At 65.6% G+C, this 12,169-nt stretch carries 8 protein-coding genes; 4 read left to right on the top strand and 4 right to left on the bottom strand.

Translation table 11 applies throughout. From position 1 onward, the window contains the following. Positions 1-167: 167 nt before the first annotated feature. Genes THITHI_RS0100415 through THITHI_RS0100405 form a run of 3 tightly spaced genes read left to right on the top strand, consistent with a single transcriptional unit; the run spans position 168 to position 3,717 of the window. Entirely contained in the window at positions 168-1,199 is a 1,032-nt protein-coding gene (locus tag THITHI_RS0100415; protein ID WP_018231089.1) for a glycosyltransferase family 2 protein, read from the top strand. After that, entirely contained in the window at positions 1,196-2,785 is a 1,590-nt protein-coding gene (locus tag THITHI_RS0100410) for an alkaline phosphatase family protein (protein WP_018231088.1), read from the top strand. The genes THITHI_RS0100415 and THITHI_RS0100410 overlap by 4 nt, the downstream gene beginning before the upstream one ends. Before the next feature lie 20 nt (positions 2,786-2,805). Next, a complete protein-coding gene (locus THITHI_RS0100405; RefSeq protein ID WP_018231087.1) occupies positions 2,806-3,717 on the top strand; it encodes a TauD/TfdA dioxygenase family protein in 912 nt (303 codons plus the stop codon). A 71-nt stretch (positions 3,718-3,788) separates the two neighbouring features. On the opposite strand, the gene THITHI_RS19680 is transcribed toward THITHI_RS0100405, so the two are convergent. Beyond that, complete coding sequence (locus tag THITHI_RS19680; protein WP_018231086.1) at positions 3,789-4,820, bottom strand: glycosyltransferase family 2 protein; 1,032 nt, start codon at positions 4,818-4,820, stop codon at positions 3,789-3,791. A gap of 289 nt (positions 4,821-5,109) precedes the next feature. Between THITHI_RS19680 and THITHI_RS0100395 the strand changes: the two genes are divergently transcribed. Continuing rightward, a complete protein-coding gene (locus THITHI_RS0100395) occupies positions 5,110-7,038 on the top strand; it encodes an NAD(P)-binding protein (protein WP_018231085.1) in 1,929 nt (642 codons plus the stop codon). A 281-nt stretch (positions 7,039-7,319) separates the two neighbouring features. Here the strand turns inward: THITHI_RS0100395 and THITHI_RS0100390 are convergent, their stop codons facing one another. The 3 genes from THITHI_RS0100390 to THITHI_RS0100380 all read right to left on the bottom strand — a co-directional run bounded on the left by THITHI_RS0100390 (position 7,320) and on the right by THITHI_RS0100380 (position 12,103). Then, positions 7,320-7,994, bottom strand: coding sequence for a class II aldolase/adducin family protein (locus THITHI_RS0100390; RefSeq protein WP_018231084.1), 675 nt, complete (start codon positions 7,992-7,994; stop codon positions 7,320-7,322). Positions 7,995-8,003: 9 nt separating this feature from the next. After that, complete coding sequence (locus THITHI_RS0100385) at positions 8,004-10,088, bottom strand: EAL domain-containing response regulator (protein WP_018231083.1); 2,085 nt, start codon at positions 10,086-10,088, stop codon at positions 8,004-8,006. Positions 10,089-10,324: 236 nt separating this feature from the next. Beyond that, positions 10,325-12,103, bottom strand: coding sequence for a hypothetical protein (locus THITHI_RS0100380; RefSeq protein ID WP_018231082.1), 1,779 nt, complete (start codon positions 12,101-12,103; stop codon positions 10,325-10,327). Positions 12,104-12,169 lie beyond the last annotated feature (66 nt).

The raw sequence follows: 12,169 nt of genomic DNA, 5'->3' as shown, positions 1-12,169 counted from the left end.
GCCCGCCGGGCTGCCGGGCTGCCGGGCTGCCGGGCGGATCCATGTGAAAGGCGGGGGTAAGTCATGATCCGACCACGACAGGCGGCTGGCAGTGACGGTGCCAACGCTGTGCCGGCTGCCATGTGCCGGCGGTCTCCTGAACCTGCCGCAGCGGGCAGTGTGTCCTGATGCCGGTGGGGCAGGGGTACGGGGGCGGCGGGATCGGAAGTTCCTGCGATCTGACCGTCGCGATCGTGACACGCAATCGCGCAGGGTTGCTGGACCGTGCGCTTGCTTCGCTGGGCGGAGCCGACAAGCCGCCGGGCCTGTCCTACGAGATCCTGGTGGTCCTGAATGCATGCACCGACAGGTCCGAGGCCGTCGTGAGGCGGCATGCGCGGCAGTTGCCTGTCCGGTTTCTGGACGAACCCTGTCCTGGCATCTCCCATGCCCGTAATGCCGCGATCGGTGCGTGCAGTGGCCGCGTGATCGCGTGGATCGACGATGACGTGGTCGTTGGCCGGTCGTGGTTCGAGGCGTATGCGCGGGCACTGGCTGCGCACCCTGGTGCGGCATTCTTCGGCGGGCCGATCGAGCCGTTGTTCGAAGGCGAGATACCGCCGTGGTTCCATCAGACTTGGCGCCTTTTCACCGATGTGTTCGCTGTCCGGCATGTTCCATGTGACGCGCCGGTCCATGTCCGCTATCTGCCCTACGGTGCCAATTATGCCGTGCGTTCGGACTGGCAGCGCCGCTTTGCGTACGATCCCGGTCTCGGGCGCCGTCCGGGGTTCCTCCTGATCGGAGGAGAGGAGACGGCGCTGCTGAACCGCATCCTGGCGGCAGGCGGCCGGGGGCAATGGATCGCCGATGCCCGTGTGCAGCACGTCATTTCCGGCGAGCGCCGCACGCGCCGGCACCTGGTCCGTCATTACGCGGGCCACGGGTATCGGGTGGGCTGTGCGGTGCGTGCGGCAGGCGGCAGCCAGACCTTCCCTGTGGTTCTGGGGCTGATCCGCATGATGTTCTTTGCCGGTGCGTTGATGGTCGGAACGCTGGCGGCGCGTCCGGCGTTCTGGGTGCGCGCGCTCAGACGGGCCGCCTTCGAGGCCGGCTGCGTCATGGGACGCATGAATAACGATAGGGCGCCTGAGGTGTCACCGCGTGCGGCTTCCGCTGCAGACGTGTCCTCAACACCGGAAAAGGGAGGCCGTCCGTGAGTCGCCGCCTGATCGTTCTCGGCCTGGATGGTTTCGAGATCTCGCTCGCGGAAGCAATGATGGCGTCCGGCGACATGCCGCATATGGCCCGGCTGGCGGAGACCGCGTCGGTGTTCGATCTCGACCACGGGCGCGCGAAGGCGACGGGACTCGCCTGGGAACAGGTGGCCAGCGGGCGGGGCCCGGGAGATGGCGGCCGCTGGTCTGCCCTGACATTCGATCCCGAACGCTATACGGTCCGGCAGGCCGTCACCAGCGCCCAACCGGTGTTTGCCGACCTCGCAGACCGCATGGTGGTCTTTGATGCCCCCTATTTTGATCTGGCACGCAGCGGCGCGCGGGGCGTGACGAACTGGGGCGCGCATGATCCGGGGGTGTCCGCACAGGCGAGTCCCGCCGGGCTGGACGGAGAGATCCTGGCGCGCTTCGGGCGGTATGTCGCCCGGCGCTGGATCTACGGGTTCACCTGGCCCTCCGCCGACAGGACTGCGGAGGCGGGGGCCGACCTGATCGAAGGCGTGCGCCAGCGGTCGAGGGTGGCCGCCTGGCTGCTGGGTGAACGTCTGACCGACTGGGACGTGGCGCTGGTGACGGTCAGCGAAGCGCATTCCGCCATCGAGCAGTTCTGGCACGGTGTCGACCCCGCACACCCGCTCCACGGCATACCGTCGGCGCATCCCGCCGGGGAGGCGCTGCGCGGGATCTATCGCGAGATCGATGCCATGTGCGGGACGTTGCGGGAAGTAGCGCCCGATGCCGGGATCGTCGTGTTCGCCATGCATGGCATGGGTACCAACCAGGCTGATATCCCCTCGATGGTTCTGCTCCCGGAATTGATGTTCAGGCTGGCCTTCGGGCGTTCCCATGCAGGCCCCCCGGCGTGGCGACAGACGTTGCCCGGCGGCGTGCCCCTCATGGAACCGCATGAGGACTGGTTCAAGGTGATGCAGGGACTCGTGCCCTCTCCGGCTTACCAGGCCTTGCGCCGCCGCCTGTCGCGCGCCTGGAGACGGTTGAGGCTGTCCCGATGGACGGGATACGGGAACGGCGGGTCCGGCACCGTTGACTGGATGCCTTCGGCGCGCTATCAGCCGTACTGGCCTCGCATGCCTGCCTTCGCCTTCCCGTCGTTCTACGACGGGCAGATCCGAATCAACCTGGCCGGGCGGGAAAAACGGGGGGTGGTGCCCGTTGCAAGGTTCGACGCGGCCCGTGATGAACTTGTCGCCGCCTTGCATGACACGCGCTGCCTGCACACGGGCGAACCGGTCGTGGACGAGATCTGGTATCCCGAATCCGCACCCCTGGAGCGCGGCCCCTCGGAGGCGGATATCTACATCGAGTGGCGCGGGACGCCGCTGGGATTCGAACACCCGGTCGGCGGGCGCATCGGGCCGTATCCGTTCCGGCGCACAGGAGGGCACACCGGCGAGCGGGGTTTCGCCTACATCGACTGGCCGGGTCTGGCCAGGGACCGGGAGCGCCGCAGTGCTTTTGATATCGTGCCGACGATCTTCGAGTTGCTCGGGGAGCGCATCCCCGGGGGTTTGGCCGGCACACCGATCCGGCCGGGGTCGCGACGTTGAGGGATCCGTTCGGAGTCGAATTGCACGGCATCGATCTTGCCGCGCTCTCCGGGCCCGGTCCGGATGTTGACGCCATCGTGACGGCGATTGCTCTACACGGTGTGGTCGTGATGCGCGGGCAGACGATCAACCCGAGCGAGCAGCTCCGGGTCGCCGCATTTTTCGGGCCGCTCCTGGCGGAGCGATCCCGGGCAGTGCCGCGCAGACCGGAGGTGCGATACGAGACGGACGCGGGCGGTGACGCTGCCGCTCCTCGACGGGTGTTCTTCAACGAACAGTGGCACGCGGATCTGTCGTGGGCCGACGTGGACCCGCCCGTGACGATGCTCGCGGCCGAGGCGGTCGAGCGTGGCTGTGCCGAGACCCAGTTCGCCGACATGCGTGGGGCATATGCGGCGCTCGATGAGGGGACGCGAACCCGGATCGACGGGTGGAAGGCCGTGCATCATGTCGAGATGTCCCGGTGGGTCCGGCATGGTGCCCCGATGTCGAGGCAGCCCGGATGGGCGCGGGTGCTGGCACGGCGCGTGCGGGCACTGACGCAGCATGTGCGACTGGCGATGCAGTTCACCCGCCGGGGCATGCAGGTACGTCTGCCTCCGATTCCGCCATGGCCCGGCATTGCCGTCCCGGTGGTTCAGGTCGATCCCGGGTCCGGCGATCGTTTCATCCGTCTGGGCGACCATGCCTGGACCATTCAGGGGATGGCCGATAGCATCGGGCCGCGTGCATTGGTGGAACTCGAGAGAATGATCGTCGAGGCGGCGCCTGTATTGCACCATGAATGGCAGCCGGGTGACGTGGTCATGTTCGACAATCGGACCTTGCTGCACCGCCGGGAGCCCGGTGTACACGCCAGGGTGCGCCGGCTCCGGCGCATCGTCCTTTGGCCCCGGCGTGGCGATGGATTGGAAGAACCACGCGTGAACTGAAGTCGATCACGGCATGCCGGTCACGCGCTATTGCAGCAGGAAATAACGGACTCCAGCCCGGAATGCCCCCGTCACCGGCCCTTTGCCGCGGGACGCGCGGGCAACCGTTTGCGGGCACGCCTCCAGATTCGAAGCAAGGGGCCATAGAGAATCACCGTCGCGGGTGTGGCCAGGAATCCATGGAGCAGTATCCTGTGTGTGAACCGGATGCGACGGTTCTTGGCCAGCGCCCGGATTTCATCCCGCGTGATATAACGCTCCAGCGTGCGGCACATGGTGGTCAGGTTCGGAAACGTGCGGCTTTCATAGGCGGCCGACAGGGTGCGGATAATGCTGGATGCGATCTGCTCGTCGATCCGATGCCGGAGACGGTGATACGCCTCCGTGCCCGAGAGGATCCGGTGCAGTTCCCGGCGGGCCCAGATCTCATCGAATCTGGATTCCGTGAACGAGGACATGAAACTGCCCGGCTGTCGCGTCACGAAGTAGAAGGTGCCGGACACCAGGGCGACTGTCTCCGCCCGGAGCAGCAGCCGGGGGATGATCTGGGTGTCCTCGTGCCTTCGTCCCTCGACAAAGCGGATTCCATCGAACAATTCGCGGGCGTACAGGCCGTCGCAGCAGATGGTGTCGATCCCGTTGTTCAGATACGCCTGCACCGCCTGGACGCCACCCGGCAGAATCCGGACCCGCCCCGTCGGCAAGGCGGAGCCTGCAGAGCGCCTCCGGCCCCGTTTCATGCGGTACTCGCACTTGACCATATCGGCACCCTGGTCGAGGGCCGTTGTCAGCAGCACCTGATACATCTCCGGTGCAACGACATCATCGGAATCCACGAAGCCGATATAGGCCCCGGTGGCGAGGTCGATCCCGCGGTTTCTCGCGGCCGAGACGCCCCGGTTCCGTGCGTTGTGTACCACGGTGACCCGTGGGTCGGCCCGGGCGTATTCGTCCAGGATGGCCGCGCAGTCATCGGTGGAGCCGTCGTTGATGACGATGACCTCGATCTGCGCCAGGGTCTGCCCCAGTACCGATTCGAGGCACTCCCGGAGGAACGCGCCCGTGTTGTATACGGGGATGATGACGGAAACCTGGACGGACACCGGATATCCTGGTCGCTGATGAACGGTGCCATCCGCCGGATGGCACCGGATCGGTCCTGCAAGGCAGAGCCTATCTTAGCGCAGCGGCGGTTTCGGCGGGCAGGCGCGCAGACTTGCGGTCACGGAGCGTGGGCCCGATCCGCGTGGCGGAGGATGCCGGCCGGGGCGCGGTATCCGGCCGGATCGGCGCGACGGCGGCCCGGGTGCCGGCCCATGACCCGTTGAATCGAGGGGAGAAGGCCGCTTATTCTCCACTATACTTATCGGGTCATCACCCTGGGGGAAGACAATGAACGACCAGACCCTGACCTTCCGCCGTTACCGGGACGGCGAGGACAATTACCGCACGTTCAAGGACGCCATCTTCGAGGCCGATGCGAGCCACAAGTGTCCGGTGTACGTCCACCGCACGCCGCCTTGCCAGGGCAGCTGTCCTTCCGGGCACGACGTGCGCGGGTGGCTGGATATCGTGCGAGGCATCGAGCGCCCGCCGGAAGGCCTGGACTGGCAGGCGTACGCCTTCCAGCGCGCCACCGATTCCAACCCCTTCCCTTCGGTGATGGGGCGCGTGTGCCCTGCCCCCTGCGAGGACGGCTGCAACCGCAACCAGGTGGAAGACCGCGTGGGCATCAACTCCGTGGAGCAGTTCATCGGAGATTACGCCAGGACCCACGACCTGCGGCTGGCCGAGGCCGGCAGTCCCACCGGCAAGCACGTCGCCATCGTCGGCGGCGGACCGGGCGGGCTTGCCTGCGCCTACCAGTTGCGGCGCATGGGCCATGCCTGCACGTTGTTCGACGAGCACGAACATCTGGGGGGCATGATGCGCTATGGGGTCCCGGGATACCGCACGCCGCGCGACGTGCTGGACTGCGAGATCAAGCGCATTGTCGATCTCGGCGTGGAGACGCGCCTCGGTGTGCGCATCGGGCGTGACATCTCCCTGGAGGACCTGCAGCGTGACTACGACGCCGTGGTGCTCGCCATCGGGGCCCAGTCGGGCAAGCCGCTGCCGGTGCCCGGTGGAGAGGCGCCCAATTGCGTGAGCGGCATCGCCTTTCTGGAGGCCTTTAACCAGGGCCGCCTGCGCTATGCCGCGCGCCGGGTGGTGGTGATCGGCGGCGGTGACACCGCCATGGACGTGGTCTCCGTCGCGCGCCGCCTCGGGCACATCGACAACGTGCGCGAGCAGGACCGGCCGGAGTGGGTGATCCTCAACCAGACCGCCCAGGACGTGGCGGATGTTGCGCGCCACGAGGGTTCCGAGGTACTGCTGGTCTACCGCCGCCCCGTGGATCGCATGCCGGCGGCCCGCCACGAGGTGGAGGCGGCCATGCACGAAGGTGTACAGATCCGCGGCAGTCTGGCGCCGGTGGAGGTGTTGCTGGGCGAAGACGGCCGCGCGCGGGCGTTGCGCGTGGTGGAAGTGGAATGGGAGGGCAATCAGTCCAGGGTCAAGGAGGGCACCGAGTTCGATATCGAGTGCGATCTGGTGGTGGCCGCCATCGGCCAGGGCGTGGATTTCACCGGCATGGACGGGCTGGACAACGGTCGCGGGCTGGTGGACGCAGACCGGCACTACCAGGTACCCGGACGTCCCGGCCTGTTCGCCATCGGCGACATGCTGCGTCCGCATCTGCTCACCACCGCCATCGGTCATGCGCGCATCGCCGCCGAAACGGTGGACCAGTATATGCGGCGTGCGGATCCGGGCCCACGGCCCAAGGTGGACGTGCATCACTTCAGCCTGCTGGAGAAGCTGCGCGAGGTGCACCTGGAACCGGAAGCGTACAGCCACGACCCCGAGTGGGGTACCCACGAGTCACGCTACGCCGTGCACAACTACGAGGACCGTTCCCGCAACGAGGTCATTCCTTCCGATGAGCTGTTTCTCGGGCACTTCCAGCACACCCCGCGCCACCTTCGGCGGGAGACGGGCGTGTCGGCCGAAGAGGTGCTGGGTCATTTCGAGGAACGTTTCCGGGGCCTGGGCGAGGAGGAGGCCCAGGCCGAGGCGGATCGCTGCATGAGCTGCGGCATGTGCTTCGAGTGCGACAACTGCGTGATCTTCTGCCCGCAGACCGCCGTGAAGCGCACGCCCAAGAAGGAGGCCACCATGGGGCGCTACGTCTACACCGACTACGACCGCTGCATCGGCTGCCACATCTGCGCCGATGTCTGCCCCACCGGCTACATCCGCATGGGTATGGGCGAGTAGGGAGGTTCTTCGACGTTTCGAGTGGAATTGAGCATTTCTTGGGATTGATGGGTGTCTCCGGTCGAGGGCGCGAAGATCGGCGCTAATCACCCCGGTAGGGGCCCGGTCCCCCGGGCGAAAAGGTGAGCCGCGCGGGAGACGTCGCCCGGAGGCCCGGGCTTGTATGTTTCTTCTCGGCAGGCGAGGTACGAGTGGGGAACGGGTCAGTGTCGCGGATCCGGGATCAGTCACGTGGGATTCCGGGCGGCGCGATCCCGGGATGACACCCCGTCCTTTTCGGGCTACGGGGCTGGATCGCCGCGGGGGGGCCTGCTCCGGGGCGCGTGGCCGTAGTCCGCCATGCGTTCCATGACCTCCGCCATGTCCTGTTCCGTGAGCAGCACCGGCTCACCCAGCTGGCAGGCCCGCCAGTACTGTTCGCAGAGCTTTTCCACGGTCAGCGCAAGCATGACCGCCTGGTCCAGGGTCTCGCCCAGGGCCACCAAGCCATGGTTGGCCAGCAGGCAGGCGCGGCGGCCGTCGAGCGCTTCCACCGCCGCCTCGGCCAGCGCCGTGGTGCCGAAGGTGGCGTAGCGGCTGCAGCGAATGTCGGGTCCGCCGGCCATGGCGATCATGTAATGAAACGGCGGAAGGCCACGGCGCAGGCAGGCCAGCGTCGTGGCAAAGCTGGAGTGGGTGTGGACCACGGCGTCGATCTCCGAACGCGCATCCAGGATCGCCCGGTGCAGGGGCCACTCGCTGGACGGGCGCCCGCCACGGGCGTTGCCGTGGCTGTCCACGCCGACCATGTGTCCTGCCCCGATCTCTTCCCACGGCAGCCCCGAAGGCGTGATCAGCATGCCTTCGCCCGTGCGCATACTGAGGTTGCCTTCGGTGCCCTGATTGAGACCCGCCCGGTAGAGGTCTGATGCCGCCCGGGCCAGAGCATCCCGTTGCTGTCTGGTTGCGGCGCTCAAGGCGGTTCGTCAGCTCATGGCGGTGAAATCGTAGTCCATCCTGTCGGTGGGCGCCTGCAGGAAGTTCCCCTGGATGTAGTTCACCCCGATGCCCCACAGGATGGACAGCGCCGTGGCGTCCTCCACATGGGGCGCAATCACCAGTTTGTTGATCCCGTGGGCGCTGTCCGTGATGTTGCGGATACTTTCCTGATTCTCCTCGCTGTTCTTGAGCTTGGTCATGAAGCTGCTGTCGATCTTGAGGAAGTCGGGCTGGATGTGCTGCATCAGTTGGAACGGATGAAGGCCCACACCGAAGTCTTCCACGGCGAAACGGCAGTGCATGTTCTTCAGGCCCTTGACGAACTCCTTGGCCTGCTTGAGATGGTTGACCACCGTGGACTCCTTCATCTCGAACACGATGCACTGCGCCGGAACCCGATGCTCCTTGAGGCGTTCGACGACCCAGGGCAGCATGCCGGGTTCCTGCAGCGATCCGGCGGTGAGCTTGACGAAAAGATTGGTCTCGTGACCATTCTTGCGATGCTGCGCCAGTTGCTGCAGGGCGTGACTGATCACCCATCGATCCAGGACCTTGGCCATGTCCGTGCGCTCGGCGCTCGGCATAAATTCGGCCGGCGAGATCTCCGTGCCCTCCTGGTCCAGCAGGCGCATGAATACTTCGTAGTGTTCGCCGGTATCGCCGTGCAGACTGACAATGGGTTGGTACAGCAGGCGCAGGCGTTCGGCGGCCACGGCTTCGCTGATACGGGTGACCCACAGCTCGTCCTGCTGGCGCTGGGTCATTTCACCCTTGCGGGGCCGGTAAACCTCCACCCGATTGCCGTCGCCGCGAATGGCCTCGTCGCAGGCCCTGGCGGCCCGGGACAGCAACTCGTCGGGGTCGGGGGCGTTCTCGCCCACCTGGACGATGCCGGCCGAGGCAGTGCAGGTCATGGAACGGCCGTCCACCTCGCAGATATGCCCGGCTATCTCGGCCAGAATATCCTCCACGTGGGCCTTGGCTTCGTTGAGATCCTGGTGCGGCGTCAGAATGGCAAAGCCCTCGCCGTCGAAGCGTGCCACTACGTCGCCGTCGCCGGCGCGGCTCTCCAGGATCTTGGCCACGTCGCTGAGTACCAGATCGCTGCCGGCCACACCCACCAGTTCGCGAATCTCCTGGAAGTTGTCGATCCGAAGATCCACCAGGGTGACGGGATCCTTGCCCTGAGTGGTCTGGCCGAAGATCGATTCCAGCTGTTCCATGAAATGCTGGCGGTTGAACAGGCCCGTGACCAGATCACGCTGAGCCATGTAACTGAGCTGCTTCTCCAGATCCTTGGTGTTGGCCTGGCTGCGTATGAGGATCTGTGTGCAGGGTTCGCCGTCGATACTTGCGGGTGTGAACTCCATCTCCACGGCCAGGGGCTCTTTCCCGGGACCGTTCACGCGAATCTCCACGGAATTGGCGGTCTCGGGTGTGTCCCCGTCGCGGTCATAGTTGCGCAGGAACTCCTTCAAGGTGGACTGATCGGCGGGATCCACCATGTCCATGACCGGCATCCCCTCCAGGTCCTCGGCCTCCGTGTAACCGAACAGGTCCAGATAGGACTTGTTAGCATAGATATGCATGCCTTCGTGCACGTATGCTATGGCGTCCCGGGAGCTGTCCAAAAGGTTCTTGCAGCGCCGTTCCGCCTCGCGAAGGGACGACTCGGCGGACTTGAGATGCCGCCACTGTCCCTGGGCCTCGGCCGCCCGTTTGACCACGAGTTTCAGGTGGTCCAGCCGATCCTTGAGCACCATGTCGTGGGCGCCCAACTGCAGGCAATCCACCACATCGTGGCCGGAGCCGTCGGATATCGCGATGACCGGCACGTGACGGCCTACCTGATTGATACCTGTGATCACGTCCTCCAGGCTCAGCCCTGACTCCGGGCTCAGCGTACACAGGATCACGTCAGGAGAGTGTTTCTGAAGTTTTTCCAGCAGGTCTTCTTCGTCTTCCGCTCGCGCCGGCCTTACCGCAAACCCGGTGGTTTTGATCGTGCTGATCATCATCTCAGCGTCGTTGAGATCCGGCTCGATGATGAGCAGTCGCAGCAGGTTGTCCATGGCTGGCCGTTACTCCCTGAATGACATGACTTGGCAGAGCCCGCCCATTGTGCCGCACGGGCCGCTACCTGCGCCAGCCCATGTCTCAACCAGTGGACCACGGGCGCTTGCGGGACACCGTGATGGCACAGCATGCCCTGCGGAAGTGCCGATCTGTCAAGGGAGTGCGGGTGTGATGCCGGAGATACCCTCGAGCGGCCTGGCGTGTCCGGACGGGTGCGCGTGGAGCCCGGGTTTCAAATCAGGGACCACACACTCTCAAACCCGGATTCGTCGGTGTCATCCCCTGGTTCGGCCCGGTCCAGTGGCGTGTACGTATATTGCACAAACTGGCTTGTGTGCTCGCCGACTCCGGTCAGTCTTACGCGTGTGGTTCGTCCGGCGAGGGTGACCAGCACCTCGTCTCCCGGACGGAATCTGCCGGGTGGCCCCAGCAGCGTGGCGGGTTGCTGAATGGTCATGATGGACGGCAGCAGCAGCGCCTCGATGGGGTCATCCACAGCGTGTCCCAGACACGATGGTTCTATCAGTACCAGCAGCGTCCTGGGGGCCAGCACACGGACACCGATCTCCAGGCCGTGATCCCGCCTGTTGAGCATCCAACGGATCACGCCGACGCGCCATTGGTAATGGCTGCCTTCCTTCTCCCTCAGGGCAATGAGTTCGCCCACCCGGGCGCGGCAGGTCTGTTGACGACGCCAGCCCAGGCAGAATCCGCCTGCGCTGGCATTGACCAGCTGCCAGGTTTCGTGGTCCGGTTCACCGTCGCCCAGTCCGACGACCATGATGGGGGTCGTCGGGGGATTACCCTTGTAGCCCTCAGTAATCACGTTACCCTTGGCCACCATGTCCCAGGCATGCGCATCTCCCACGGCATCGGTGTCGGACACGAACGAGGCTTCGGTGCCGCCGTGCACCTGCAAGTCGTTGCTGATGCACTGCAATGTGAGCCGATCGACTCCGGATGTCGCCTGCCCGGTTGTCAGGTGTGCCTGCGACTCTTCGGCAATGGTGGCGTAGATGCCGGCCAGTCCGATCGCCACGTTGATCTCGCCATCCTGCGGCGCCCGGCTGAAGCGCCGCCCGGTCGGGCGTGTCCACGCAGCAAGCACGCGACGGAGCAGGTCCGCGTTCATGTCCCGGTCGTCGGCTCCGCCGATTGCCTGGAGCCTCGCCCGGGTATCGCGGATCAGCGGAGCGAGGTTGATGCATCGGATGGCCGGACCCCATGGGGCCTTGTCCACCTTGTGTACGGCGGGTGCCTCATCGCCTTCCAGGTCGATCAGGTACACGTTTTGGTTGCTGTCCGGAAAGGGTTCCCTGGAGATGACCGCGAGATCGGCCGCCGTCTCCAACAGATTGGCCACCCGGTCGGTTTCTCCCTGACGCAGGCTCAGGGGATGGGTCAGGGCCAGGAGGCAGATGCGTTTGAAACACTGACCGGCGTGTCCATGGCATTCGCCCCGGAGCGTATCATCGGTCACGGGCCTCTCCTGGAGACTGCGGGCTTCCGCGGCCCGGTACAGGCGGTAGATTGCCTGCCACGTGCCCGGCGGCGGCGTTTCATAGATGCGCCAGCTGTTCAGGATGCCCTCTTCCCGGTAACACAGCGCCCGATAGACGGCCAACGCCACATCCTTGTCGCGTCTCCTGCCGGCCCCCGGCCACTCGCTTACCACACGGCCGTAGGCGGCCGAGAGCTCCGCAAGCACCGCGTGATTGAGTTCGGCGATACGCTGGCTTCTCTCCGGGAGTGGCAGGGTACGATTGATGAAGTGCTCGCCCAGATGGCTCAGGATGGTGGTGGCCATGGGACGCATCAGTTCCAGCAGTTCGAGCCGGCGGGCCGGAGGCAGGCGGGTGTCGTTCAGGCACTTCAGTCCTTCGAAGAACTGCCGGGTGGTGTCACCCATGCTGCCCACGGGCAGTTCATCCAGCCAACGCCTGAGCTGGCGAGGCCGGGTTGGAAAGCCTTCCTGACGCGAGGTCTTGCGGCCTGGCAGTCTGAACCACATCCCCTGGGTCTCTCTGGTTTGCCCCCGTGCGGGCGGAACGGTGGATCATCGGGAAAAGTGTGATCC

Origin of the sequence: Thioalkalivibrio thiocyanodenitrificans ARhD 1, from assembly GCF_000378965.1 — a bacterium.
Taxonomy (GTDB): domain Bacteria; phylum Pseudomonadota; class Gammaproteobacteria; order Ectothiorhodospirales; family Ectothiorhodospiraceae; genus Thioalkalivibrio_A; species Thioalkalivibrio_A thiocyanodenitrificans.
Note: the sequence above shows the minus strand (reverse complement) of the source record. Positions and strands in the feature narration are given on the sequence as shown.

Bases quoted from the DNA above. Each gene is read 5' to 3' on its own strand.
- THITHI_RS0100380 (WP_018231082.1), bottom strand. From the start codon at position 12,103: ATGTGGTTCAGACTGCCAGGCCGCAAGACCTCGCGTCAGGAAGGCTTT.
- THITHI_RS0100395 (WP_018231085.1), top strand. From the start codon at position 5,110: ATGAACGACCAGACCCTGACCTTCCGCCGTTACCGGGACGGCGAGGAC.
- THITHI_RS0100415 (WP_018231089.1), top strand. From the start codon at position 168: ATGCCGGTGGGGCAGGGGTACGGGGGCGGCGGGATCGGAAGTTCCTGC.
- THITHI_RS0100385 (WP_018231083.1), bottom strand. From the start codon at position 10,088: ATGGACAACCTGCTGCGACTGCTCATCATCGAGCCGGATCTCAACGAC.